The following is a 23374-nucleotide window of genomic DNA, read 5'->3' on the forward strand; positions in this document are numbered from 1 at the left end:
AGCATGATGACACCTTCCCCCTGGCGCCTGCTGGCCGACGGCAGCGCGGGCGTGATCCTCACCGTCGCGTTCGAGGCGCGACGCGGCGACCCCGGCTTCGCGGAGCTCGCCCCGCACCTGACCGGGTACCGGGTGCTCGAGGCGGTACCGCCGGCGACGACCGTCACCGAGGTGACGGAGCCCGGCGCCTACATCGAGCCGTGGTTGGCCGGCGCCCTCGCGGACGGGCCGCCCGTCGTCGGTGTCCTGGGGCACTGCTCCGCCGCACCGCTCGCCGCCCAACTCGCGGCCGCGATCCGCGGGTCCCGTGCGGCCGACCCGAGCCTCGTCACGGTGGACCCGGTCCTCGTGGACAGCCGGATCGCCCGCGGCGAGTACCGGCAGGCGGTCGACTCCCTCGCCGCCCACCTCAGGCCGGAGGAGTTGGCGACGGCCCTCGCCCCCGTCGCGGCCCGCGACACGGAGCCCGCGACAACGGGCCACGCGCTGCTGCCGGTCCTGACCGGCCTGGAAGACGCCTACCGTACGACGCTCGCCGCCGCCTGCCGCACGATGCCCGTGCCCGCCGCCATGCAACGGCAACTCGCCGACCGGTTCGCCGCCTACCTCGCGTTCCTCGCCGCGTCGTCGCTGTCGGCCGTCCAGCCGCCGGCCGCGGCGCCGCTCGGGTCCGTGGTGCTCTCCGGTACGCAGGACGCCGAATACCCGGCCGATCTCCTGGTCGGCGCGACCACGTTTCCGGTCGACCGCAGGCGCCTGCTGGCGGACGCCGACGTCGCTGCGTTCGTCCTGAAGGTCCTCGGCCGGTGACCGGTGCAGAGGAGCGCATCCGCCGGCAACGGGCGGAGCGCATTGCGCGCGACCTCTCCGAGCACGAGCGGGGATGGCGCTGGTACCCGGGCGACGGCCTGGACCCCGGCACCGTCTCTCCCGCGGCGATGCGGCGCGAGTTGGACCGGGAGCGACAGCTGATCGCCCGACTGGGCACCGCGAGCGGGCCGGAGGCGGAACGGCAGGGGCACCGCCTCAAGCACTTCCCGGTCCTGTTCGTCAGCGCCCCCCACATCGAGGAGAACGCCACCGGTGCCTTTCCCGGAATGCCGACCCCCCTGCTGTACGCCACCTGCCTGCTCGACCGCATGCTGCGCATCGACGAGTTTCCCCGCGACCGGGTGCCGGAGGTCGTCGGTGTGCTCAACCCGCCGGCCTACAGCGACGCGTTCGAGAAGGCGCTCGTCGAGTGCGTGGCCGAGCACCTTCCCGTGGTCGTCGGCATCAGCAACCTGTCGGAGGGCCACCACTTCGCGATCCGCATCGCCGAGTTGGTGAAAACGGTCTCCCCGAACAGCATCGTGCTGCTCGGGGGACAACACGAGGACGCCGTGAACCCGGATGCCTACCGGTCCACCTCCGAGCGGGTCCGGGCGATGAGCGAACGGCAGCGCGGCGTCCACGGGTCGTACTCGTTGACGTCCCCGCAGCTGGCCCGGCTGGCGGCCCTGCAGACCTTCGCCCAGGAGCGGGAACGCGCCATCGTGGACCTGGTCTTCGCCGGGGACGCGGTCTTCGCCCTGCCCGAGGTGCTCATGGTGATCGCCGAGGACCTGCCCACCGATGCCCGTGCGCTGCGCAAGAGACTGCTGGCCAGTCCCGAACGCTTCGCCGCCCTTCCCGGGGTCGGGCAGCTCATCCTCGTCGACGACGACACCGGGCGGATCACGCCGATACCGCTGAGCGGCACGCCGATCGACGGCAACAAGTTGCCGTTCATCGACGTCACCAGGCTCACCCACGAGAACCTCTTCCCCGTCTTCGACAACCGGCGGACCGCTCAGGTCATGGCCGCTCTCGGCTGCAAGTACTCCTGCTCGTTCTGCCACGAGTCCGCGGACGCGTTCCTCTACAACCAGCCGAAGATCCGGCAGCGTACGCCCGCGCACGTGCTGCGGGAGATCCGCCTCCGCAGCGACCAGGGATTCGAGGCGGTGTTCTTCGACGACAGCACGTTCACGCAGAACCGCCGCTGGCTGTCGGACCTGCTCGCGATGCTCGAGACGGACCAGGCGGCCGGCCGGCAGGTCGAGTGGGGCTGCCAGACCACCATCAACGACGTGGACGAGAAGCTGTTGCACCGGATGGGCCGGACCGGATGCAGCTACATCTACTTCGGCGTGGAGTCGGCCCAGCCGGACGCCGAACGGGTGCAGAAGGTGCAGCGACTACGGTTGCTCGCGGAGCCGACGGACTGGACGGAGCAGTTCCGGCGGGTGGCCCGCTGGTGTCGTGCCGCCGGTGTCCGGGTCGGCACCTCGCTGCAGTTCGGCCTGGGCGAGACCGACGAGCAGCGGGTACGGACGCTTCAGCTCATCGCCGACCTGCACCGCGAAGGCTGCATCCCGGACGGGTGTGTGGCGCTGAACATCAACAGTCCCTATCCCGGCACCCGCCAGTGGCTGGACCTGATGAGGTCGGACGCGCCGTTGCCCGACTACCGCGACAAGCTGGAGCGGCACCCGGCATTCGAGACCGCGCACCAGTTCTCCGCCATCACCGGGGAGGCCGCTTCCGACCTGTACCGCCTCGCCGCGGACATCCTCGGCTCCGCGCTGCACCAGCAGGTCGTCCCGACCCAGCAGTGAAGCGGCGTCGCCTCGGCGGGTTCACCTTCGGCCTGGTCGACAAGGGCACCAAGGGAAAACGCGCCCGCGTGGTACCGCTGATCGACCAGGTGCGACCGATCGTCGCTCGCCGCCTGGACTCGGTCGCCGAGCTGCACTCCCGACTGTTCACCGGGCCGCGTGGTGGACGGATCAGCACTGCCGTACTGCGGGACGCGACCCACTGGGACGAGGTGGTGACGAAGCTGGGCCACGAACACCTGCGCCGGCACGACCTGCGGCACACCGGGCTGACCTGGATGACCGATGCGGGGGTTCCGGTGCACGTGCTGCGGAAGATCGCCGGGCACGGATCGCTCAGCACGACACAGCGGTACCTGCACCCTGACCGGCAGTCGATCACGGATGCGGGAACGGCGCTCAGCGCCCACTTGAAGGCCCGCCGGTCCCCAAGTGGTCCCCAGCTACGCGTCGTCTAGATCAGCAAATCCCTACTGCCCCAGTACGGGTTAGAGGCCGTTGACCAGGGCTTCCACCCCGGTTGACGGCCTCTTTTCGTGCTGTCGGGACGGCCGGATTCGAACCGACGACCCCTTGATCCCCAGGACGCTTCGCCACACGTCCACGCACGTCACGCACGCTATACCCAAAATCAGGCCGTGCGGTCGACGTCGTGCCGCGCACCATCGCGCAGGCCGTGTGGTCCCTGATTGGTCCCCGGGACGCTGACACGCTCGATGACCGCAGCGCACGCTTCAGGGAGTGTCGACGTTGCGCCGCCACGCACATCGGTCACCTGTCCTGACCTGCTCTCGGTCACTGCGGCCGGCGCGCCAAGGTTGACCCGTGTTGACCGTCTGCGTCCGTCAGATCGGGCACGCAAGGGGCACGCCTTGGGCCTACTCGTCCTCGGCAACCAGGTAGGGCGCGTACCCGAGAGGCACTTCGCTCACCTCTAGCTCGCTGAAAATCAGGTTGAGGTTGTGTCCGTTCATCTCGATGCGGACCTTGTGGAAGTCGATCCCGATGTGCCCGGCCCATTCATGGGCGCGCTGGGACTCGGCAACCAGCTGCGCTCCCGGGTAGAGCGCTTGCCATCTGACTGCCCACACGTAGCCGTCGAGGTCCGGCCCGATGTGCGGGTCCGTCAGCCGTTCATCCAACGAGTTGCGCCAGGTGTCCGGGCTCAGGGCGGTGCTCGCCTCGGCCTGCACGCAGTGCTTGAAGAGGTATCGGAAGTGCACCGGCTGAATGCCGGTCCTCGGGTCGGCTGTCACGTAGACGATGACCTCGTAGTCGCGCATGTAGTTGGTGTAGGCGTGGTATACCACGGCCTGGTCGAACACGTCGTCCAGTGCCCGACGCAACTCAGCGATCTCCACGCCGCCTGTTCTATCAGGCGCGCCGCCGGCCTTGGGGTTAGAAGATCGTGGATGGCTGGTCGGGTGCCTGCGGCCATGGTCGGCCCGTCTGGCGTTGTCGGGTGGCGTCGGTGTCAGCGGGTGGTCTTGGCTGTACGACTGGCTGTACAGCCGCACGGCGCAAGGCTGGCATGATCGACGCATGGACGGAGCGGACGCGCAACCAGGTCAGCCAGCCGCGGCTCTCAGCGACCTGGTCATGGTCGACCTCACCGAAGCTGAACGCCACCTACTCACCCGGGGGCTCATGGAGTGGGGCGGGCCGGCTCATTGCACTGAAGCCTTGGCGGTCGCCATGGGCTTCGAGGGGGTCAAGGATTTCTATGCGCAGGCCGGTCCTTTGCACGCGTCGATCCGCGCTGAAGAGTCGCTTAGCCGTCGTGACTGGCGACGTGTCCTGATAGCCACTGAGGTAGTTTTCGCCAGCGACATTTTCGGATCCGGTTGTGATTGGTCGACCACGACCGGCCTATCAGACGAAGAGACGATCTTTCTTCTTCGGGCCGTTCAGCGCAAACTGGCACGCTCGGCGAACGTTCATAACCCGTGAGGTCTCAATGGCGGCTGTTGAGAGCGGATCTCCTCGTCGGGCAGTCGTAGACCGTCCAGCCTTTCCGAACGGGGACCAGGTCGTTCGTCCAGTGGGGCGCTCCACCTGGTCCCCGTTCGGAAAGGCTGGTAACCCTTGTGATGCCCGGCGAGGGGATCCGAGGCGGCATCTCTGAGGAGGGCCTGGGTTCGGGGCGGAGCCCCGAGGTCTTCAAGGTCTGGTAGTCCCGAAGCGTGGCCGGCCGGCCCGGCCGATGCCGGCCGGAGGTCGCCAGCAGGCCGGGGCCGGGCGGCGCGGCCCGCTTGCGGGCCGCCTTGATACGTCGAGGGAACAATTCGGCAGGCGAGAGATCAGTCGTTGTAACGTGACCAACGGTCAAGCAGCGCTAGGCACGCTCCAACTTGACTGATCTTGGTCCCCAGAACGGCGAAAGGGCCGACCCGATTTCCGGATCAGCCCTCTGACCTGCGTCGGGACGGCCGGATTCGAACCGACGACCCCTTGACCCCCAGTGAACTAGCCGGCGTACCGGCGCCTGCCGGACGGGACCGGCTCGTGCCGGACACGCTGGTCAATGGCCGGTTGGCGGTCGGCCTCATGTCGGGCTGTGTCGAGTCTTGCCCGACTATCCGTGAGACGGTTGTGAGATATTCAGGCGGTCCGGCTCGGGGTGAGGCGCTGGAGATCAGATCCAGCGCCTCATCGCCCTGCGAGTAGGCTGCACCAGCATCGAGCCGGACGTCCCGCACCTGAGAGGAAAGAAGATCTTGGATGCCAGAGTGAAGGAAATTGGCGTTCCTGATCTTTAGAGTCGCAGGTCAACAAGCCTGGTCCCCGCACGCGCGGGGGTGTTCCGGATGTCCGGCGTCCGGTCCCGCGCATCCCGACCTGGTCCCCGCACGCGCGGGGGTGTTCCCCCCCGCTCGATCGCCACGAACGCGGGATAGATCTGGTCCCCGCACGCGCGGGGGTGTTCCCCGTTCCATGGCCTGTGCGACCTGCGGCTTGTGCTGGTCCCCGCACGCGCGGGGGTGTTCCGGGGCCAACCACACACGCCCCGGGGCGGTTCCGCTGGTCCCCGCACGCGCGGGGGTGTTCCCCGCGTCCGTCACCGCCTGGACGACTACATGCGCTGGTCCCCGCACGCGCGGGGGTGTTCCTCCGCCCGCATCGACCCGTCCAGGAGGGACAGACTGGTCCCCGCACGCGCGGGGGTGTTCCGGGCGTGCGGGTGGAGCACGTGGGGGACGGCTGCTGGTCCCCGCACGCGCGGGGGTGTTCCGAGCTGTTCGACGTGGCGGTGCTCAACGCGTACCTGGTCCCCGCACGCGCGGGGGTGTTCCCGTGGCCGCGTTCGCGCCGAGGTTGACGTCCTCCTGGTCCCCGCACGCGCGGGGGTGTTCCTGCCCCGGCCGAGACGCGCACCCCGACGCCGCCCTGGTCCCCGCACGCGCGGGGGTGTTCCCGTCTTCCTTGCGGTCCTGATGGTGGGCACGCTCTGGTCCCCGCACGCGCGGGCATGTTCCCGGGGGCCGCCGAGTAGCTGCTCGGGCGACGTGCTGGTCCCCGCACGCGCGGGGGTGTTCCGAGAGCGTCAGCTTGGGCGGAGGTACGCCGGGCCTGGTCCCCGCACGCGCGGGGGTGTTCCCACGGTGGCGCCGTCCCGGCCGGACACGTTCAGCTGGTCCCCGCACGCGCGGGGGTGTTCCGCCCCCGACCCGTCAGGGCCGAGGGCTTGTCGTCTGGTCCCCGCACGCGCGGGGGTGTTCCCGACCCGCAGCCCGGCGAGGAGCCAGCGCAGGTCTGGTCCCCGCACGCGCGGGGGTGTTCCCGGCTTGAAGGGAGCGTCGTGGCATCCAAGTCCCTGGTCCCCGCACGCGCGGGGGTGTTCCGAAGTCCACCTCGACGGTCGGGTAGTCGAACAGGCTGGTCCCCGCACGCGCGGGGGTGTTCCCCAGATGAAGCACGCCAAGATGACCGGCCTGAACTGGTCCCCGCACGCGCGGGGGTGTTCCCCTGGTGCTGTGGTTCATCAAGCTGCGCGACGACTGGTCCCCGCACGCGCGGGGGTGTTCCCCGGCCGCAGCATCGTCAGCGGACGCGACCCGGCTGGTCCCCGCACGCGCGGGGGTGCTCCGTGCTCCGTCGCCTGGGCGACCGACTCCGCGGGCTGGTCCCCGCACGCGCGGGGGTGTTCCCCGGAACCGTACGCCGTGCTTCGACGCGGTGACCTGGTCCCCGCACGCGCGGGGGTGTTCCCGCCACCATCGGCCAGCTGACGAACTTCTGGGCCTGGTCCCCGCACGCGCGGGGGTGTTCCGATGTATGTCCTGCGGGTGCCGCTGGTCATCGGCTGGTCCCCGCACGCGCGGGGTGTTCCCCGGCGTCGGAACCGCCGACACGGTGTACAGCGCTGGTCCCCGCACGCGCGGGGGTGTTCCCGTTCGAATGTTGCGCCCAGGGAACGTCAGTTAGTGGGATTGATTCGCATCTACCAGTTGCTCGCTGCTCAACGACCCAAAACTGGGCACAGCGCCGGTAGCCGGTGAGCTGGAACGCCTATTTAGAGTAGTCGCGATCCTCGTCCGGTCCGACGGCGGTGAGGGCGACCGTCAGGATTACGAGAAGCACGTCAGGTAATTGCCACGGCCACGAGAGCCACGACGCCGGCCACCAAGGTGCGGATGGACCAAGTGATCCAGGTGAACTTGCGGTATGCCACCATGTTCGCTGCCCAGATCTGTCCGACGATCGCCCGATCAAAAGCGTCTTCGTCGGCCGCCGCCTCCACCCAGGCGCTCACGAAGGCTTCCCGGTCATCGCCGTACCGACGGGCGACGTGGTCGTAGAAGTGCAGTGACCACGCGGATGCCACCTGCCGCCGTGGTGCCAGGGTATAGAGCGCCAGTAACGCGCTGAGCACGATGCAGATGCTGGCGGCTAACAGGACGCCTTTGGCCCAGGAGCCGTGAGCCGACGGCAGTTGCCCGGCGAGAACGCCAGCGGCGGCAAGGACGGCGGCCGCCTTCACATCGGCGAAGCGGATCATCTCGTTCGCCTGTTGCAGGTAGGCTCGTTCGGCTTCCCTCATGAGGCTTCCAGGCTTTCGGCCAGGTCAGGGCGGTCGTACGAGGAGAAGATCTTGCCCAACTGTCCGAGCAGATATCGGCGTTCGCCGTCCTCGAGTCGTCCGAAGAAGTCGTCGATCAGTTTGGCGATCACCAGAAAGCGTGACTCCTCGGCGTCTCCGAACTTTCTTGCGATTCCCTCGAAGTCGATGTTCAGCATCGTGTTCAGTTGGTCTGGGTGGTGGTAGAGCCAGTAGCTGCGGGCAACATCGGGACGGGAGTAGACGCTTTCTCGTAGGTATCGGATCCGTTCCAGCTCGGTCTGCTGCTTTAGGTGTTCGAGGGTGGTCTGACGTCCGATATCCAGGATTGCCTCCGCAGCGGCACGGGCTTGCCGGCTGACCGCCAGATGGACGCGGGCGCCGTAGGCGATCCTGGCGTTGATGTCGTTCTCGGCGTTGCCGGCCTGGGTGACGCAGTATCGGGCGCTCTCCTGGTCGGCCCATTCTGTGAGCTTCTGCCGCGTCGTCCATAGGGCGGCCTGATCGTCTCCATGCCACCGCAGCTGGAAGGTCGCGTCGAACGCGACGTGCGGATGGCAGCTGCGCAGTTCCGCGGAAAAGGTGACCGGCTGTGCGGGTTCCTGGTGTCTCCTCCAGAGGCCCGACAGGCGGCTACGCCAGCTTTCGATCATGAAGCGTCCAGTGGGTTTGCTTGGTGGAATCGCTCGTTGAGTCGGTCACGCAGAGCCCGTGCATCCGGTGCCTGGGCGTCGTGGGCGGTCGGCTGCCAGTCGTACAGCAGGTCGGACATGCGGGCGAAACGGCTGCTAGCACCCTGACCTGCCCCGCCGGCGCGGATCATCAAGTCGGTGATCAGGTCCTCGTACGTGGGTTCGACTGCCGCCGCGTCCAGCCAGCGAAAGAGCGTCTCGCGGAATTCGCCCTGTGGACCTCTGCCTGTGAACAGGAGCGTGAAGGCGTCTACCAGTCCGGTCTGCAGTTCCGGGTCGCCAACCAGCTCGGTGAGGAGAAACCCGGCCTGGTCCGGGGTGTTGGAGATCGCCGCCAGGGCGCGCAGCCCTGCGTCATGCCGCTGGTCCTGTCCGGCCGCCCACGCGATGACCCGCTGTAGTGTCGCCTGCCGGTGCAGCGGTCGTTCCCAGAGCGATCGCACGGCCTCCACGACCTCCTGGGTGACGGCGTCGAGTCCCCGCCCGGCGAGGTTGTTCAGGCGGGTCAGCACCGCCTGCGGATACGCGTCTGCCAGCGCGCCGCCGCAGACTCGGGCCACCGCGCAGAGCAGCGTCAGGCTTCCTGACTGGACGGCCCATTGGTTGAGCCGACCGCGCATCGCCGCACCGGCCTCGGGACTCATCGCAACCGCCGTCATCAGATCGACGACCAGCGGACGCAGGGTCTGGTAACCCCACCATCGTTCGACCAGAATGCGCACTTCGGGTGCATCGGCTCCGGGAAGGGCTAGGGTCACGGCGAGCATGGCCGAGGCCACCTGACCAGCAATGCGGGCGTTGGGGGAACCTCCGCGGCGCATCGGTAGGTCAGACGCCCAGCTCCAGAGGCGGTTACGGAAGCCCTTGGACTGATCACCGTGGACGTAGCGCAGGATCGCGACACCATAGGACGGCAGGGTGAAGAAGATGCGGTGCTCGTCGTCAATCCTGGCCTTGACGTTTTTGGCAAGTTGGCGAATCCCTGGGGCGCCCATGCCGCCACGTACGTCTGCCGGTTCCTCCAGCTTTTCGGCTAGCTTCTCCATGGCGTGCAGAACGTTGGTTGCCTGTCCTCCCTGTAGGAAGGCCAAGGCGATGAGGAAGAGCCGAGTCCGGGGGTCGGCGTACTTTTCAAACCAGGCGACCAGTTCTTCGTCCCAGTTCTGGTATGCCTGGACCGATTTGCGGGCGATCTCGGCCAGGGGTTCCTGCGGGTCACCCGCCGCGGCCCTGATCCGGCGAGACAGCCTCGCGATCTGGGCCGGGGTGGCGCCGTCCAACATCGCTGGCAGTGGCGGCGTCTGGAGCAGCAGATCCACGTCCAGCCAGGCAGGTCCATCGCCCAGGAGGCGGCTCAGCAGCTCCTCGCGTGCGGGAGCGCTGACCGTGAGGACGGTGAAACCGGGAACGTCCTCGGGCCTTTCGAGGCTCTTCCGATCGACCAGGACAACGAGGTACGAGTCGCGCTTCTCCACGGCTTCTCGATAGGCGATTAGCGTCTCCCGCAACCGTCCGTTCCGGTTGCCGGGTGGCACCGTGAGCAGATAGGCGGACCGGCCGTACGATGTCCACGGCACCTTGTCAACCGGCAGGAGTCGCTGCTCGTCGTCGTCGATCGGGATCTCCCGCCGAGGCGAGGAAACGCCGCCGAGAAGCCCCACTGCGGCGGTCCTCCGGCCAGTGCCGGGATCGGCCACCAGCAGAACGTAATGCTGCTCCCGCAGGACCTCGGCCGCTGCCTCCCTGGACAGCCCGCCCGGGCTGTAGACCCGATTCACGAAGGTCGCGATCGTCTCGTCCACGAAGGCGTCGGAGAGCTCGTGGGCGGCCTGGTAGTGCCCGAGCCAGTTGTGGACGTTCTGCACCATGTCCCGGCCGACGCGCGAGGCGACCTGGCCGTTGTTCTCCTCAACGTATAGCGCATCGTCGATGTCGTCGGCGTACGACTCGTCGGTGTCCGGGGCGACGGCCTCGATCGGGGTGGTGGTCATCGGTCACCGCCCCGGTGCTGCATCATGGTCTCGACCGTGGTGGCGACCTGGCCGTTGTTCCGCTTCACCCGCGGTCCAGCAATTTGAGGCCGTACGGGTTTTCCGGCCCTCGGCAGTGGCGGCGACGCGGCCGGCAACACGCCGAGCAGGTTTCCCGAGACCTCCGGGAGGTAGAGCCATGCCTGCCGGCTGAACGCCTTACCGTCGACCGTCGCTGTGACCGGGAGGCAGCGGTCGGGCTGCATGCCGGCGTACCCGGCGGCGATGACGTCTTCGAAGACGCGGTCGGAGAAGATGCAGGCTACGAATGTCACGCGCGGGCTGGCCGCAGCGAGCACGGCCTTCACCGGTGCGGAGTCAAGCAGGCGGTGAGTGTCGTTGCGTGCATCCCCGTTGCCGGTCCAATGGAGGTTTTCCGGGTCGGCAGGCAGCGGCCCGACGTGCAGACTGACCCGCAGTTGAAGGTGCGCCCGCGTCTGGCGGTTGTGCTCGGCGAGGCGCTCCTGAAGCAGACGTGGGAACGGTTCCACCAAGTAGGGCAGGACGCGTGTCGGGAGCCCGACGGCGAAGCCGTCGCCGGTCGGGCCGAGAAACGCTGGGCGTTCCCACTCGGCCGCCAGCCCGGCGTCGGCTAGGGCGTCGCCCACAAGGTCGAGCAGGTTCTTGCTGATTGCCTCGTGGGTGCTTCCTGGTTCGGCGGTGAAGCCCTTGGCGTCCACCGCCAGAATCGCCCGGTACGGTGGCAGATCGGTCGAGCGTGCGAACGGGATGTGTTCCACGGGAGTCCTTTCTCGACGAGGATGGGACCCCCTCAGCGTCAGCCCGTGACAGGCGATTCTCTGCCCAGTTCTGGGCGAAACCCGTGTGACCGGTCGCTCAATGCCGCCAGGTCCAAGATGGTGACCTCGCGCCGCCCAGTGACGAGGATGCCGGCCTCACGCAGGGCGGTCAGCTCGGCGACGACCGCGTTACGCGAGGCGCCGACCAGTTCGGCGAGTTCGGCCTGGGAAAGCCGGATCGCCGGCCCCCCGTCGGCGTGCCGGCTCTCTCGGTCGAGCTGGATCAGCGCCCGGACCAGCCGCTCCCGCACAGGCAGCACGGCCAACGCCGCACGCTGCGCGTCCGAGGCGCGCAACCGGCTCACCGTGTAGGTGGCGAAGCCCACGGCGAACGCAGGCCGGGTCAGGAAGCGCCGGAACTGCGGTCCGGTCAGCAGCCGGGTGACCGTGGTGGTGAGGGCGGTCACGGTGGCCGAGCGGGGCTGCAAGTCGACCGCAGCCAGATCCCCGACGACGTCGCCAGCAGCCCGCAGCGTCAGAATCGCGCAACTGCCGTCGCTTTCCGACCGCACAATCTTGACGCAACCAGCCAGAACCACATGCACGTGCTGGGTGGTGTCGCCCTGACGCAGAAGCACGTCGCGGGGCTCGAAGCGTACGGGGATTCCGGTGTCCTGCACCCGGAGCCACTCGTCCTGCGGAAGATGAGCGACGAGTCCGGATCCAAGATGGCCACGCATGTACAGAAAGGTATCGCCGACGGGCACAGAGGGTGGGGCAGCAGTCACTCTGGCCTTGCTTCCACGCGGGGTGGCGATCCCTCATCAAGGGCTGACGTGACCTTCACCGCCCATTAGGGCTACCAGGGGTGCCCAGGGCAGCGTGCGAAAGCCCAGCTGGCGATGCGCCAACTCTCCGAGCATCTGACCGAGGCGGCACACGGCGTCGTTGAGATCCAGCCCCGCAGGCCACAACCCGCACGGCGCACCGGGCGGACGGTTGCGTCCGTGGAAGTGGTGTACAACTTGCCCGTGATCGGTGTGTTGCGTAGATAGGAGACGGCCCGCCACCCCGAGTGGCCGCAGGCAGGTCGCTGTCCCACCGGATGCGGATGGAGGGCCGCGAGGACGAGTTCCGGGAACTCTCCGACGCGTTCGATTCGATGCTCGAACAGCTCGAATCGCACCTCGCCGAGCAGCAGAGGTTCGCCGCGAACGCCTCCCACGAACTGCGCACCCGCTCGCGATCTCGCGGATGCTCCTCGACGTCGCCCGCCGCGACCCCACCCAGCAGCGCGGCGAACTCATCGAACGTCTGCACACCGTCAACCAGGGGGCGGTCGACCTCACCGAGGCCCTACTGCTGCTCAGCGGGGGCGACCGGGGAAATTTCACCCGTGAGAGCGTCTATCTTTCCCTCGTCGCCGAGGAAGCCGTCGAAACGCTGCTTCCGCTCGCCGAACGGCGTCGGATCACCCTGGACGTCACCGACGGAGCGGCCCGGACCAGCGGCTCCACCGAACTCCTGCTGCGGATGGTGACGAACCTCGTCCAGAACGCCGTCGTCCACAACCTCCCCGCCGGCGGCACCGTTACGGTTCACACCGAGGCGCACGGCGACACGAGCGTGCTGCGGATCGAGAACACCGGTCGTCGGCTCCCACTCGAGTTGGTACCGACGCTCACCGAGCCCTTCCAGCGCGGCACCGAACGCGTCCGCACCGACGAACACGCTGGCGTCGGACTCGGCCTGGCCATCGTGGGCAGCATCGTCCGCGACCACGACGGGACCCTCGACCGGATTTCCGTCGGTGCCCGCGATCACCGAAGCACAGGTCGCCCGCAGGCCGTCGACACAGGAGGAGGTGAAGACCTTCCTGACTGGCAACACGGACGAACGCCTGTATGCCGATTGCCTTCGGTCGCTGATGGGCCTGCGACCCGCAGAGGTGCGCGGGCTGCGATGGTCCGACATCGACTTCGAGGCTGGCACGATCCGGCCGGCGACAACACTCGGACACTCGTCGACGGCGCGATCGAGGAAAAAGGCCAAATCGGCAGCGGGCAGACGTGGCCTGCCGATGCCGGCCATGGTAATGAAGGCGCTGAAGGCGTTCCACACCCGGCAGAAGAAGGAGCGCCTCCAGGCCGGCGACGCCTACATCGCCAGCGGCTACGTCCTGGTCGACGAACTCGGCAGACCGCAGCGCACCGACTGGCTGCGCCGCCGGGTGTACGAACTGATGGCCAAACTCGGAATGCGCAAGGTCCGACCGTACGACGCCCGGCATGCCTGCCTGACATACCTCGCCGACGTCGTGCTCGCCGCCTGGGCCGGCCACGCCGACGTGGGCAACGCTGGCCAAGCGGGTCTACGTCCACCCCGACAGCAGTCACCTCAAGGTGGCCGCCGACCACCTCGAAACACGGCTGTTCGGGTGACGCCAGGACCACAGACTGAAACAGTACGGGCGTACGTGAAACGGAACAGCGAAAGAGCCCTGATCCGAGTAGGTGAATCAAGGCCCTGACCTGCTGTTTTACTGTCGGGACGGCCGGATTCGAACCGACGACCCCTTGACCCCCAGTTACATAACAGTTCTGTCTCGGCGCGCTGAGGGTGCCGATAAGTACACATATCAGGACCTTTTGACATCCACCGGCAGCGCGATGTCGATAAGTGCCGCCACCTTCACCCCACTGAATTCAAGCCTGTGACCAGGATCGTGACCTCGAGAAATCAAGTGCGTGACCTGCCGCGCAGGCTTCGTCGCGCAGTTTGACGCACGATCGTGGCGAGCCCGCTATCGGCACGCACCTCGAGTAGGGAGCAGCCGTGGGCGCAGGCGCCACTGCCGCTTGCGGACATCTTCGGCTCCACGTCCCCGAAGCATCACGAGGAAGCCGGTCCTCGACGGGCCCGGCGTCGGTGAACACGGCCTTGGCTCGGCTGCCGTTACGCATATTCCCCGCCACGCTGACAGGAGAGTCATACTCTTGTCGTTGCCGATGCGCTCGACAATGCCACCGCCCAGGGCCGATTCGGAACCCGCTTCGTGTGCTGCCGCAGTAGCTCACCCTCAACAGTGAGCTTCAGCTCGTCACCCCGAGCCCGATCGATCAGCATCGCGATCAACTGCTACACCTCAGCCCATCAAACCGGGACACGTTCCTCGCAGATCGGAATCACGCTTTGCAAGACCAAGCCTGGATTCCGACGCCGCCGAGGCATACTTACCGTCAACACCCTCATCACACGCCCGCTACCCTGCACTTAGGACATCGCCGATTGGAGCTGCCATTTCCAGGAGGATGATCTTGCGAGCCAAAGTGAAGAAAAGTCGCTCTGTTGATCTTTAGAGCCGCAGGTCAGCAAGTCCTGCTCCCCGCGCACGCGGGGGTGATCGCATCCTCCGGTGCCTGCGCTACGGCGTTCCGTACCTGCTCCCCGCGCACGCGGGGGTGATCGGCCACCGTCCCGTCTTGTCGCCGGGCTTCTTCCTGCTCCCCGCGCACGCGGGGGTGATCCCAGGGTGCGGATGGCCTCGATGTTGCCTTGGTCCTGCTCCCCGCGCACGCGGGGGTGATCCCAGGGTGCGGATGGCCTCGATGTTGCCTTGGTCCTGCTCCCCGCGCACGCGGGGGTGATCCTTTCATCGGCACCGTGACCGGGATGCTGTCGGCCTGCTCCCCGCGCACGCGGGGGTGATCCCGCGGCCGGCACGCAGACTGAAGACATGGGGATCTGCTCCCCGCGCACGCGGGGGTGATCCGTGCGGCGACCGCACCAGCCACGGGGAGACGTGCTGCTCCCCGCGCACGCGGGGGTGATCCACGTGACCGTTGAGGCCGTTGTGACCCCTGCGGCTGCTCCCCGCGCACGCGGGGGTGATCCCAGCCAGAACAGGATCATCACGACCAGCAGGTGCTGCTCCCCGCGCACGCGGGGGTGATCCGATCGCGGCGCACTTCACCCGCTCCCCGACCGTCTGCTCCCCGCGCACGCGGGGGTGATCCGTACCTGCTCCTGCCATACGATCAGGCCGAAGGCTCCTCCCCGCGCACGCGGGGGTGATCCCTTCGCCATCGGCGAGGCGCTGCGGGAGGTGCCCTGCTCCCCGCGCACGCGGGGGTGATCCCCAGGGACCGGGACCACCGGAGATCCGCCATGCCTGCTCCCCGCGCACGCGGGGGTGATCCCCACCCCGACCACCTCGCCGCCGGGCGGGCCGTCTGCTCCCGCGCGCGCGGGGGTGATCCCACGTCAGCGACCGGCCGTGGCGGCGGCTCGCTCTGCTCCCCGCGCACGCGGGGGTGATCCCGCGCCGGCGCCCGGGCCCGCCTCGGCGTACCGGCTGCTCCCCGCGCACGCGGGGGTGATCCCGACATCTTCGGGCCCGTCGGGCCGCCGGCCGTCTGCTCCCCGCGCACGCGGGGGTGATCCGTCGTTCCACCCGGCCACCGTGATGGAGTCGCCCTGCTCCCCGCGCACGCGGGGGTGATCCGCGCACGTCGTTGCCCCTGACGGCACCCGCGCCCTGCTCCCCGCGCACGCGGGGGTGGTCCCCGGCAGCCCTTGAGGCCGACCTTCTCGAACGCCTGCTCCCCGCGCGCAGGGGGGCCTCGCGCTGTCCCGCATCCGAGCCAGGGTGTCCTCTGCTCCCCACGCACGCGGGGGTGGTCCCGTGCTGGTTGCGCGCAGCATGGGGCGCCCCTTCTGCTCCCCGCGCACGCGGGGGTGGTCCGTGAGCGGCGATGCGTCCCTTCCCGGCCGTGATCTGCTCCCCGCGCACGCGGGGGTGGTCCCGGGACGCCGGGCATGGCCACGTTGGCGAGCACCTGCTCCCCGCGTACGCGGGGGTGGCCCGTCGCGCGAGTAGATCAGCTTCGTCTGGCCGGCCTGCTCCCCGCGCACGCGGGGGTGGTCCGGCCACCGATGACCACAACCGCAGAACCGCCCACTGCTCCCGCGCACGCAGGGTGGTCCGCTACTGCTCGGCACGTGGTGGATCCGCCCCTCCTGCTCCCCGCGCACGCGGGGGTGGTCCCCTGTGGCCCAGCGAGATCGAGGCGTTGCAGGACTGCTCCCCGCGCACGCCGGGGTGGTCCATCCATGCCGGCGTCGAACCCGGCCGCCCACACCTGCTCCCCGCGCACGCGGGGATGGTCCCCGTGGCCTGACGTACGGGGTGCCGGGCGCGGGCTGCTCCCCGCGCACGCGGGGGTGGTCCCTCAGCCGCCTACGATCAGTGCATGGCCCGTTGCTGCTCCCCGCGCACGCAGGGGTGGTCCTTCGCCGGCCACGAAGGTGTTCAGCGCGCTGCCCTGCTCCCCGCGCACGCGGGGGTGGTCCCGACACCAACAACAAGCCCATGCTCGGCCCGATCCTGCTCCCCGCGCACGCGGGGGTGGTCCCTGTGGCTGTGGCTCATCGTGGTCGGTGCTTTCCTGCTCCCCGCACGCGGGGTGGTCCTCGGCCGGCGGACCTGGAGCAGGTCGTCCCACCCTGCTCCCCGCGCACGCGGGGGTGGTCCATGCCACGGGCCTGGCGGAATGCAGGGCATCTGCTGCTCCCCGCGAACGCGGGGATGGTCCTCCCAAGGAGTGGCCCCGTGCCACGCGAGAGGACTGCTCCCCGCGAACGCGGGGGTGGCCCTGCACGCACGCGCCATCGGCGCCATGTCGGCGCCTGCTCCCCGCGCAGGCGGGAGTGGCCCCTCCACCCGGACATTCTTCGGCCCTGGTCCCGCGCACCGGTGGGGGTACATCGCAGACGTCGGCGCCGGTACCATGCTGCGCCCTAAGCGCGGGTGGCTCAGCGGCTGATAGGCCCCGTAGGTGAGGTTCTGCTCCTGCGAACGCAAGGCTGATCGCGGATCGCGCCGTACCCGCGTTCGCGTGACGGTCCCGCTCCCCCGCACACGTGACGTCGAAGGTTCTCGATTTGTCGTACCTATCGCTGCACGCCAGGCACACAGGGCTCTCCCCAAACCGAACCCGCCCATCGCCTACGTGTCGCATCATCACCGTCGACTGGGGCATCGATCGCCTTGCCTGTTGGCGTCCTCTACGCTGGTCGCCCACGGCGCCCGAACCGACGGCGCTTGGCCGCCTTGCTCCAGCCTCCAGAGACCGCAGGGTTGACCATCGGGTCAGCGGGGCGCCGCATCAGGGTCACCCCATCCACATCTACTGGGATCCAGTGATGGTCGTGGGCCAGGAACGATAACCGCTGTTCTCCGCGGACCTGGAAGACCATCAACGCCCTGCCCGCACCAGCCATGTCGATAACGCGAGCCCACAGTCTGTCGCGTACACGGGTGCTCACGTACCCGACGTACACGCCAGCGGAGATCTCGAACAGCCACTGCGTCAGATGCCCGCGTAGTCCGGGCGGGCAGGCGGTGAGGATGATGACGGTCATCAGAAGTCGACCTCGCCAATGTCGGCGTAGTTTCGACCTGCTGTCAGTTCGATGCCGGTGTCATCCCAGAGGCATAAGGATTCTTCGTCTTCGATCTCACCGCCGGGCTGAGGTTGGAGCAGCAACATGCGGATATCACGTACACACCGCGCGAGGATGGCCCCGTCGTGCACGCGGTCACGTACCGCGCGTCGGGTGTCGGTGCCGATGTCGGTCGAGCCGCTTGCCACCACGTCGAAGGCAACGGGGATTGTTATCTCAGCCTTGTACAGGTCAGCGATGTCGTACACGAAAGCGCGTTCGTGCCCGGTGTGCACGAAGCCGAGACCAGGCGCGGCCCCAAGCGCGACGATGACCGTATGCACGATGCCGTACAGGCAGGCGTGGGCGGCCGACAGCGCTTGGTTGATGGGGTCGCCGCCGGCAAAGTCGGCCCGGTCGTAGTCGCGGTGGCGCCAGGCGACACCAGTCCGCTCGGCATGCTCACGGTATGTCCGGCGGACTCGTGCGCCCTCTTTGCCGCGCAGTTGCTGCATCGTGAGGTTGGCGGTGTTCTCGCCAGGGAAGCGCATCGCGTACATGGTGCGGGCTACGGCGAGCCGGCGGTCTCGATGGCTGACCGCAGCGGCCTGCGCTACGAGCAGACGGCTGGACGCCGCGAGTGATCGTCCGTGCGCGTAGTAGCGCACGCCCCGCTCGCCGACCCAGACGGCGGTGGCTCCGTGGTCGGCGAGCAGGGCGATGGCCTGATGGGTGATGCTGGTGCCGGGCCCGAGCAGCAGCACGCCCACCGAGGCGGCCGGAATGTGCACAACGCCTTGATCATCGGTTGCGGTGATCGCGTTGCTGTCCCGGTGGATCACGCTGCGTTCGAGGTAGAGGAAGCTAATCCGGTCCTCGGCTCGGGTGAGGTCGCCGAGCTCGGCTGGCGGCACGCCTGGGATCTTCATCGGTCAGCCCGGATTCAGCCTGCGGGAGCGAGAGTGAGCAGGCCGCAGCCGTACGCCTTCGCATGTCCGATCCCGCTGGTCAACGCTCTACGAAAGGCGTCCGCATCGGTAACGTGGAGGATGCCGTCGTAGGTCACCGTCGTGAGGGTGACAGCGCCCATGCCTCGTCTGAAGGTTTGCGTCTGGCGGCGGTGCAGCCGCAGGTTAGGGCGACCGTCCTGCTGGGTCGCCAGGGCGAAGCCGTTCCGGGCGGCCCGGCTGGCCAACCATCCGACCTGCTCCTCTTCACGAAGGTAACCGAAGCGCTGTGTCTCCTTGGCGTCGGTGGTCTTACGCCCGTTGTGTGTGGGGTTCGCGGTGAGCCGAAACGCCCAATCCTGGCCGGGACGAAGCGAGCCGAGCAGCCCGCCGTAGTCGCGGATTACCCAGGTCTCCGTGGTGGGCCAGCCGGCCTGCTCGACCAGATGGGTGAGATCGGGCCGGCCAGGGCTGACGATGTAGAGGTGGACGGTGGCGGTGGCTGGGGTGTCGAGCCGCCACAACGTACGGGTGCCGTCCCGTTCGTGGTCCTCCGCGACGGCGAAGGCGGCGCGGACCGCCGCGTGCATGGCATGTGGTGAAGAGAGCAGCTTCCGTGCACCTCGGCGAGCGGGGTTGATCTGGAATCGGGTGAGGAACATGCTCAGCCTCCCAGCAGGCTCAGCGGGTCGTGCTCGGCGACGCCGGCCCGTTCCGCGAGGTCGTTGGTGACGTCGACGTGCCGGCGCAGCACCGACCGCCAGGTGTGCTGCCGATGCGCGGGATCAAAGCTGACCGGCTCGTCCGGCAGGGTCTCCGTGACCGGCTCGCCGGGCCGGGCGTCGCGGATGATCTCCAACCGGACCGTGCGGGCCGCTTTGCGGCGGTGCCACTCGGCGGCGAGCCACGGCCACGACGTCAGGGCGTCGTCGACAGTGCCTTCGTGTACGCCGAGGCTGATCGGAAGGGCCGGCGGGCACGAGCGGCGACCGAGATAGAGCGGAAACCGGGGCCGTTTGAGTGCCTCCATCAGACCGTGCAGAAGCTCCTGCTCACCGCTGACGGCGGCGAGAAAAGCGGCGTCGGAGAGGTAGAAGCGGTAGGTGAGTGGCGCGCTGTCGCGTCCGTCGAGAGAACGGGCGGTCTGGAAGTCCCGCAGGATCTGCCCGGGCTGGTCCAGCCGTACCCCGAACTCTAAGCCCAGCAACTCGGTAAGCGGCTCAGTACGTCGGACGCCCTTGGCCGCGGCGAGCAGGCCGATCACTCCGCTCTTGGTCGGCGCGACCTCGGTGCCCCGGCGAGCAAACCGGCTCGACGACCCCCAGGACTGGAGTGGGCCCGCCAGCCTCAACAACAACACACTCATGCTGGCTGTCCGAGCGCCACAGCGACCTGCTCTCCCACTCCGGTGACTAACTCGCTGAAGCTGACCGCCTTGCCGAGGTCGGCCAGCACCGCAGTCTTGTCACCGACCTGGGTGACCCAGCTACCGATCGGCCGCTCGCCGAACGCGTTCTCGACGGCCGTGGTGTACTTCGCCAGGGCGGCTGCGGCCAGTTCGATCCGCCCGGCCGCGTGCGTCTCCCGGATGGGCGTCTCGAACGCCCCGACCAGGTTGATCGCTTGCGTGTCACGCAGCCGCACCAGCACCGCATCAGGCAACGTACGGTGGGCGAACGTGTTCTGCTTGCCAGTCGGCATGCTACGCGCGAACGCCGTCAGGAACGCCTCGACCGCAGCTCGGGTCGCGCCCGCGTCGCCGAGGGTGCGGTGCAGCGCGTCCACGTCGACGGTCGCGTAACGGTACAGGGTGGACGAGTTAAACTCGATGGTGCCGATCATGCCCGCGCCGGTCTCGGCGGCGTCGGCCTTGCGGTCGTCGACGGCGGTGAAGTAGTCGAACTCGTTGTCGACGGCGTGGACGCTGATGGCGTGCGCCACCTGGCATGCGGCGTCGACGTTGATGTCTGTCATGTCGGCCACCATCCGGCCGAACATCGCAATGTCGACTGAGTGTTCGGTGTTGGCCAGTGCCTTGAACCGGTTCTTGTCGAGAGTGGTGCCGGCTCGGGAGGCTTCCAGTGCTGCGGCGGCGAGGTTGTCCACCTGCCGGTGGCTCAGGAACATCAGATATCCGGACTCGACGTCCTTCGCCTCGCTCTTCTTCTTTTCCGCCTTGGCAAGACCCGCAGCCACGAAGACCTCGGCGGCCAGCGTGGAGGCGGCCTCGTCGGAGAGGCTGGGGTCGAGGGCCTTGATCCGCGCCGCGAGGGACTCGCCCACGCGCTTGGTTCGTTCGCCGAGCTGGGAGCGGTCGAGCAGGCCTGCGAACGCTAGCCGGATTGCTCGCTTCCATGCCTGGCTGGACACCCGCGCGCGCCGTACGCCGCCGTAGACGGCGGTTTTGGGTGAGCCGGTGTCGTCTCGGTTGAGGTTGCTCGGTGGCACCGTCTGCAGCGCGTAGACGTCAATGATGGTGCGGCTCATGATGGGTTCTCCTCGTGGGTGTCGGTGGTGGGGGTCTCAATGCCAGTGCTGGGCCGGCTGCGGAAGAACTCACGGCCCCAGATGGCCTGGACCTGGGGCCGACCGGTGGGCAGGCGCAGGGTCTGCAGGTCGTCGGCGAGCAGGCCGTAGTCGAGTGGGATCTGCGGTTCACGCAGCATCGTGATCAGGCTGCGCAGGTGGTAGATGCCCTCGTGGTAGGTGCTGGCAGTGCCGAGCGCGGCGAACCGGCGCCGTACACCGTCTGGCCCAGCCGACACGCGGACGAGCTCAGCCAGGGCCTGGCCAAGCCCTCGTCCATCTACGTGCATCCGTTCCCGGCGCGACTGCTGATGCAACGCGTACAGGGTCACCGCGTCGTGCATGGCGTACTCGGCGTCGGTGGCAACGGCATCGTCTGCCGGCCGGTAGCCCAGCAGGTCTTCCGGGACCTGCAGGTAGCGCTCGAGCGTGTAGTCGAAGCCTGGTGCCCGGCCGATGCCGCGCCGCAGCCGGGCAAGTGCGCTGACCGCCTCCGGTTGGGGCGCCTCACGCAACAGCCGCACCTGCAGGGCGCTGACCGTCCGTGCGACATGTTCGCCGAGGCCTCTGCGACGGCGTGCCCACGGTTTACGTGTCGGGGCGTCCGGCCGGCTGGTCTCTGCCACTGTCATGCTGCCTCCTCCTGCCTCTGGTGCTCGAGTTCAGCCGCCATCGGCAGCGCCTTGGCCAGACCGAGGCGGAACCATGCCTCCGCCTGCGAGCTCGAGAAATGCACATCCCTCCCGGCGCGATCGACGCCAGGCCGGCCGGCCCAGGCCGCCGGTCCGGCAGCGGCGACCATTTCACTGCCCAGCCGTTTCACGGCCCTCCGCACCAAGCGCTGCCACGAGGCTCGCTCGGCCACCGGATCGCTGTCCGGTCCGAGCCGCGCCAGCCAGTCCCGAAACGCGCGATCCAACAGGGCGTACGCGCGTTCAGCCGCGCGTTCGGCATCGCCGCTGTCGATGTCCCGGCTGCCAGCGGCGCGTACCAGGTTGTCTGCGAGCCGGCACAGCACCTTCACTGCGGACTCGGCGTCGCCGGCAGCGTCGACAGCCGCCGCACGCAGAGCGGAGTCTTCGACCAGCAGCAGCACGTTCATGGTCAGCGCGTCGCTGAACACCTCGTCGACGACCGCCTGCTGCGTGCCGTAGGTGACGCTGGTGGCGCGCGTTCGGGCCTGAAAGTCCGGCCCGACAACCCCGGTGACGGTCAGCCGGGCCAGCCACTGCACCACCATCGGCGACAGCCGCTGTGGCGCCTCGGCGCCGGGAAGCGGCGGCGCCGGCAGCAGGGTCTGCAGCCCTCGCCACAGTGCCCGGCTGTGGTCGTGCGGCCGGGGCAGGTAGATCGGGGTCCGCTTCTGCTCACGCTCGCGTGGCCCGCTGCGTCCCCAGACGCTCATCGGCTCCAGCAGGTGTCGATCCTGCCACTCCAACCGATCACCGTTGGAGATCATGGCGCCGGTAACGCCACCAGCATCGCCGAACAGCCGGATCCGTCGTGACTGCCAGGTGTAAAGACTCAGCAGCCCGTGCGGGCCGCGTGCCGCGTCTGCTTCCTCGACGGCCGTCTGCGGCTCGCGCTCCCACACCGGTAGGTCCCGCTCGTCGGATACCTGCCAGCCGGGCGCGATCGGCACCAGATTGAGCAGCAGCGTCTCCAACAGGGTCGCGCCCTCGATGTGCACGCCGCCCAACGCCCCGAGCGACGCCACCCCGATGGGATAGCCCCGCCCACCTTTGACCCGTGGGTCTCCGACCGCTCCCGTCTTGATCCCGGAGGGGTCGTACGCCTGACAGTGCACCACCCAGCGGGCCGCCTCGGCCAGCGAGATCGACTCCATGCCCTGTCCGGCGCGCGTCGTCAGGAACGGCATACCGTTCGGCACGTCGGCGATAAGGCGCTCAAGTCCGTACGTGTTGTTCTTGGCCGCCCGCAGATCGGCCACCTGGTAGAACGGGTGCTCCGGGTGCAGCAGGTCGAACCGGTCGCGGAAGACGCCGAGGTATTCGGCAATGTCGGCGACCGGCAGCCACCGGTCCCGCCACAGCGCCCGCCAGGCGGCCTCGCCCGGTGGGCCGCCGGTCGTCCGGTGCAGGATCGCCAAGGCGAGCCGCAGGATCGCGAACGTCTGCGTGGGCAGTTCACAGGCGATCATGCGTACGTCGCCGGCCTGTTCGAACAAGCCGAGCAGCGACACGTCCCGTCGTTGTCCCTCGGCGTCCAGTACCGGAATCCACGCCTCGTCTACCAGCGAAAATCCGGCTGGGTGCGGTAGGCCGCTCACTGGCAGC

17 protein-coding genes, 2 pseudogenes and 5 CRISPR repeat arrays are annotated in these 23374 nt (G+C 68.5%); of the genes and pseudogenes, 6 read left to right on the top strand and 13 right to left on the bottom strand.

The annotated features are described in order from the left end of the window. Nucleotides 1-3 precede the first annotated feature (3 nt). From RM555_RS09135 to RM555_RS09145, 3 genes and pseudogenes are all read left to right on the top strand, one after another. On the top strand, nucleotides 4-810 hold the full coding sequence (locus RM555_RS09135; protein WP_311411326.1) for a hypothetical protein: 807 nt from the start codon (nucleotides 4-6) through the stop codon (nucleotides 808-810). After that, entirely contained in the window at nucleotides 807-2639 is a 1833-nt protein-coding gene (locus RM555_RS09140; protein ID WP_207914070.1) for a B12-binding domain-containing radical SAM protein, read from the top strand. Before RM555_RS09135 ends, RM555_RS09140 begins: the two co-directional genes overlap by 4 nt. 29 nt (nucleotides 2640-2668) lie before the next feature. Next, nucleotides 2669-3097, top strand: a pseudogene (locus RM555_RS09145) (tyrosine-type recombinase/integrase); the annotation flags it as partial. 420 nt (nucleotides 3098-3517) lie between these two features. Here RM555_RS09145 and RM555_RS09150 read toward each other — a convergent pair. After that, on the bottom strand, nucleotides 3518-4000 hold the full coding sequence (locus RM555_RS09150) for a YxiG-like protein (protein WP_311411327.1): 483 nt from the start codon (nucleotides 3998-4000) through the stop codon (nucleotides 3518-3520). Between the two features lie 181 nt (nucleotides 4001-4181). Here RM555_RS09150 and RM555_RS09155 point away from each other — a divergent pair, with 181 nt between their 5' ends. After that, nucleotides 4182-4589, top strand: coding sequence for a hypothetical protein (locus tag RM555_RS09155; protein WP_311411328.1), 408 nt, complete (start codon nucleotides 4182-4184; stop codon nucleotides 4587-4589). Between the two features lie 827 nt (nucleotides 4590-5416). Next, nucleotides 5417-7030: a CRISPR direct-repeat array (repeat unit 28 nt; unit sequence CTGGTCCCCGCACGCGCGGGGGTGTTCC). A gap of 191 nt (nucleotides 7031-7221) precedes the next feature. Here RM555_RS09155 and RM555_RS09160 read toward each other — a convergent pair. From RM555_RS09160 to RM555_RS09180, 5 genes are read right to left on the bottom strand one after another with little or no spacing between them, the layout of a single operon-like run. Next, complete coding sequence (locus tag RM555_RS09160) at nucleotides 7222-7680, bottom strand: Pycsar system effector family protein (protein ID WP_311411329.1); 459 nt, start codon at nucleotides 7678-7680, stop codon at nucleotides 7222-7224. Beyond that, nucleotides 7677-8351 carry a hypothetical protein gene (locus RM555_RS09165; protein ID WP_311411330.1) on the bottom strand — a complete coding sequence of 225 codons (675 nt, stop codon included), beginning with the start codon at nucleotides 8349-8351 and terminating at the stop codon, nucleotides 7677-7679. Before RM555_RS09165 ends, RM555_RS09160 begins: the two co-directional genes overlap by 4 nt. Beyond that, complete coding sequence (locus tag RM555_RS09170) at nucleotides 8348-10381, bottom strand: hypothetical protein (RefSeq protein ID WP_311411331.1); 2034 nt, start codon at nucleotides 10379-10381, stop codon at nucleotides 8348-8350. Before RM555_RS09170 ends, RM555_RS09165 begins: the two co-directional genes overlap by 4 nt. After that, nucleotides 10378-11160: a hypothetical protein gene (locus tag RM555_RS09175; protein WP_311411332.1), complete on the bottom strand. Its 783-nt coding sequence runs from the start codon at nucleotides 11158-11160 to the stop codon at nucleotides 10378-10380. Before RM555_RS09175 ends, RM555_RS09170 begins: the two co-directional genes overlap by 4 nt. Nucleotides 11161-11198: 38 nt before the next feature. Beyond that, the gene (locus RM555_RS09180; RefSeq protein ID WP_311411333.1) at nucleotides 11199-11900 is read right to left on the bottom strand and encodes a Crp/Fnr family transcriptional regulator; all 702 of its coding nucleotides are present in this window, start codon (nucleotides 11898-11900) and stop codon (nucleotides 11199-11201) included. 793 nt (nucleotides 11901-12693) lie between these two features. Between RM555_RS09180 and RM555_RS09185 the strand changes: the two are divergent. Continuing rightward, nucleotides 12694-12903 (top strand): annotated as a pseudogene (locus RM555_RS09185) (ATP-binding protein); the annotation flags it as partial. Between the two features lie 121 nt (nucleotides 12904-13024). Beyond that, entirely contained in the window at nucleotides 13025-13690 is a 666-nt protein-coding gene (locus RM555_RS09190) for a tyrosine-type recombinase/integrase (RefSeq protein ID WP_311411334.1), read from the top strand. An 848-nt stretch (nucleotides 13691-14538) separates the two neighbouring features. Next, a CRISPR array of direct repeats spans nucleotides 14539-15360; the repeat unit is 28 nt; unit sequence CTGCTCCCCGCGCACGCGGGGGTGATCC. A 92-nt stretch (nucleotides 15361-15452) separates the two neighbouring features. Next, a CRISPR array of direct repeats spans nucleotides 15453-15726; the repeat unit is 28 nt; unit sequence CTGCTCCCCGCGCACGCGGGGGTGATCC. Between the two features lie 89 nt (nucleotides 15727-15815). Next, nucleotides 15816-16088: direct repeats of the CRISPR family, unit length 28 nt. A 91-nt stretch (nucleotides 16089-16179) separates the two neighbouring features. Then, nucleotides 16180-16575: direct repeats of the CRISPR family, unit length 28 nt. Between the two features lie 651 nt (nucleotides 16576-17226). On the opposite strand, the gene cas2e is transcribed toward RM555_RS09190, so the two are convergent. The 7 genes from cas2e to casA are packed head-to-tail and all read right to left on the bottom strand — an operon-like array spanning nucleotide 17227 to nucleotide 23367. Continuing rightward, nucleotides 17227-17583 carry a type I-E CRISPR-associated endoribonuclease Cas2e gene (gene cas2e, locus RM555_RS09195; RefSeq protein ID WP_311411335.1) on the bottom strand — a complete coding sequence of 119 codons (357 nt, stop codon included), beginning with the start codon at nucleotides 17581-17583 and terminating at the stop codon, nucleotides 17227-17229. After that, a complete protein-coding gene (cas1e, locus tag RM555_RS09200; RefSeq protein WP_311411336.1) occupies nucleotides 17583-18533 on the bottom strand; it encodes a type I-E CRISPR-associated endonuclease Cas1e in 951 nt (316 codons plus the stop codon). The genes cas2e and cas1e overlap by 1 nt, the downstream gene beginning before the upstream one ends. 14 nt (nucleotides 18534-18547) lie before the next feature. Further along, nucleotides 18548-19213 (bottom strand): type I-E CRISPR-associated protein Cas6/Cse3/CasE, encoded by a 666-nt coding sequence (gene cas6e, locus RM555_RS09205; RefSeq protein ID WP_311411337.1) that lies wholly within the window; start codon nucleotides 19211-19213, stop codon nucleotides 18548-18550. A gap of 2 nt (nucleotides 19214-19215) precedes the next feature. Then, nucleotides 19216-19917, bottom strand: a complete 702-nt coding sequence (gene cas5e, locus RM555_RS09210; protein ID WP_311411338.1) for a type I-E CRISPR-associated protein Cas5/CasD — start codon at nucleotides 19915-19917, stop codon at nucleotides 19216-19218. After that, complete coding sequence (gene cas7e / locus RM555_RS09215; protein ID WP_311411339.1) at nucleotides 19914-21038, bottom strand: type I-E CRISPR-associated protein Cas7/Cse4/CasC; 1125 nt, start codon at nucleotides 21036-21038, stop codon at nucleotides 19914-19916. The genes cas5e and cas7e overlap by 4 nt, the downstream gene beginning before the upstream one ends. Beyond that, nucleotides 21035-21709: a type I-E CRISPR-associated protein Cse2/CasB gene (casB, locus tag RM555_RS09220; RefSeq protein ID WP_311411340.1), complete on the bottom strand. Its 675-nt coding sequence runs from the start codon at nucleotides 21707-21709 to the stop codon at nucleotides 21035-21037. Before casB ends, cas7e begins: the two co-directional genes overlap by 4 nt. Beyond that, on the bottom strand, nucleotides 21706-23367 hold the full coding sequence (gene casA / locus RM555_RS09225; RefSeq protein ID WP_311411341.1) for a type I-E CRISPR-associated protein Cse1/CasA: 1662 nt from the start codon (nucleotides 23365-23367) through the stop codon (nucleotides 21706-21708). The genes casB and casA overlap by 4 nt, the downstream gene beginning before the upstream one ends. Between the last annotated feature and the right edge of the window lie 7 nt (nucleotides 23368-23374).

It is taken from the genome of Micromonospora reichwaldensis (genome assembly GCF_031845925.1).
GTDB classification, from domain to species: domain Bacteria; phylum Actinomycetota; class Actinomycetes; order Mycobacteriales; family Micromonosporaceae; genus Micromonospora; species Micromonospora reichwaldensis.

Bases quoted from the DNA above. Each gene is read 5' to 3' on its own strand.
- RM555_RS09135 (WP_311411326.1), top strand. From the start codon at position 4: ATGATGACACCTTCCCCCTGGCGCCTGCTGGCCGACGGCAGCGCGGGC.
- RM555_RS09155 (WP_311411328.1), top strand. From the start codon at position 4,182: ATGGACGGAGCGGACGCGCAACCAGGTCAGCCAGCCGCGGCTCTCAGC.
- RM555_RS09160 (WP_311411329.1), bottom strand. From the start codon at position 7,680: ATGAGGGAAGCCGAACGAGCCTACCTGCAACAGGCGAACGAGATGATC.
- RM555_RS09165 (WP_311411330.1), bottom strand. From the start codon at position 8,351: ATGATCGAAAGCTGGCGTAGCCGCCTGTCGGGCCTCTGGAGGAGACAC.
- RM555_RS09170 (WP_311411331.1), bottom strand. From the start codon at position 10,381: ATGACCACCACCCCGATCGAGGCCGTCGCCCCGGACACCGACGAGTCG.
- RM555_RS09180 (WP_311411333.1), bottom strand. From the start codon at position 11,900: ATGCGTGGCCATCTTGGATCCGGACTCGTCGCTCATCTTCCGCAGGAC.
- cas2e (WP_311411335.1), bottom strand. From the start codon at position 17,583: ATGACCGTCATCATCCTCACCGCCTGCCCGCCCGGACTACGCGGGCAT.
- cas1e (WP_311411336.1), bottom strand. From the start codon at position 18,533: ATGAAGATCCCAGGCGTGCCGCCAGCCGAGCTCGGCGACCTCACCCGA.
- cas6e (WP_311411337.1), bottom strand. From the start codon at position 19,213: ATGTTCCTCACCCGATTCCAGATCAACCCCGCTCGCCGAGGTGCACGG.
- cas5e (WP_311411338.1), bottom strand. From the start codon at position 19,917: ATGAGTGTGTTGTTGTTGAGGCTGGCGGGCCCACTCCAGTCCTGGGGG.
- cas7e (WP_311411339.1), bottom strand. From the start codon at position 21,038: ATGAGCCGCACCATCATTGACGTCTACGCGCTGCAGACGGTGCCACCG.
- casB (WP_311411340.1), bottom strand. From the start codon at position 21,709: ATGACAGTGGCAGAGACCAGCCGGCCGGACGCCCCGACACGTAAACCG.